This is a genomic window from Dactylosporangium sp. McL0621, from assembly GCF_049995355.1.
In the GTDB taxonomy this organism is placed as follows: Bacteria; Actinomycetota; Actinomycetes; order Mycobacteriales; family Micromonosporaceae; genus Dactylosporangium.
Window position 1 is genome coordinate 5,436,099 of sequence record NZ_CP188259.1, and the last position, 1,015, is coordinate 5,437,113.

The 1,015-nt window shown below is 72.6% G+C and carries 1 protein-coding gene; it reads right to left on the minus strand.

Annotated elements, in window-relative coordinates; translation table 11 throughout:
- Nucleotides 1-223: 223 nt before the first annotated feature.
- Nucleotides 224-754: a hypothetical protein gene (locus tag ACPPVO_RS25910; protein ID WP_426513740.1), complete on the minus strand. Its 531-nt coding sequence runs from the start codon at nt 752-754 to the stop codon at nt 224-226.
- Nucleotides 755-1,015: the final 261 nt, after the last annotated feature.

Consider the following 1,015-nt stretch of genomic DNA (forward strand, 5'->3'; position numbering starts at 1 on the left):
CCGGCGGCCGCCGGTAGCGAGGCCGGCGAGCGGGGCGGCAGACAGCAAGGGGCCGGACAACAGCAAGGGGCCGGACAACAGCAAGGGGCCGGACAACAGCAAGGGGCCGGACAACAGCAAGGGGCCCGGACGGCAGCAAGGGCCCAGACAACAGCAAGGGGCCCGGACCGCGGGGGACGGTCCGGGCCGGGAGTAATGCTGGGGGAACGGGGAAGTGCGGCGATCAGCCCCCGGCGGCCTTGCTTGCCCGGCTACCGGGACCCGCCTCGACCTGGATCGGGCCGGGCTCCAAACTCCTGCACGCGTCGTCCGCCTTGCGCCACGCCGGGTCGTCCGCCCCCGGCGGCGAGTCGACGTGGAAGGTGCCCTCGCTGTCCGGGTCCGGCCAGTTGGGCAGGCCGTTGCGGCGGATGCAGTCGCCCCACTTGCGCAGTTTGGTCATCTCGTCGGCGCTGACCACGCGCTGGGTTCGGGCCGGGATGGCGCCGATGCGGGCGAACTGGTCCTGGCACTCGCCGGCCGGCTGTTTGACGAGGTCGTTCACGGACGCCGGGAAGCCCCAGTGGCCGTTGGTCTCCACCGGGTCCGGGAAGTCGGGGAAACCGTTGGCGCGCATGCATTCGGCGGCCGCGACGTACGCCTCGCGGCTCGCTCCGCCGGCCGACGCCGAGGGCGCCGCGGCGGGGCCTCCGGAGTCGCAGCCGGCCAAGGCGACGATCGCTGCGCCCGCCACGGCGAGCATACGGGTTCTCATGCTGCAACAGTCGGCGACCGGGGCCGGATCCGCTTCCCCCAAAGGTAGCCGCGGCCAACCCGATTTCGAGGGAGATGGAGAGCGGATGGGGCCGCGCTGACGGCGTTGTGGTGGTCCCTGTCCCCGGCCCCGGGTGCATGCCAGTGTGGGTGACCGGTGGGCGGGGACTCCGACGCCACGGCCCGATGCTGGTTGATCCCGGCGGAACGTCGGCGGCGTGAGCCTCCGGCAAACGTTTCCGTGCCAGCATTGGAGTTTGCC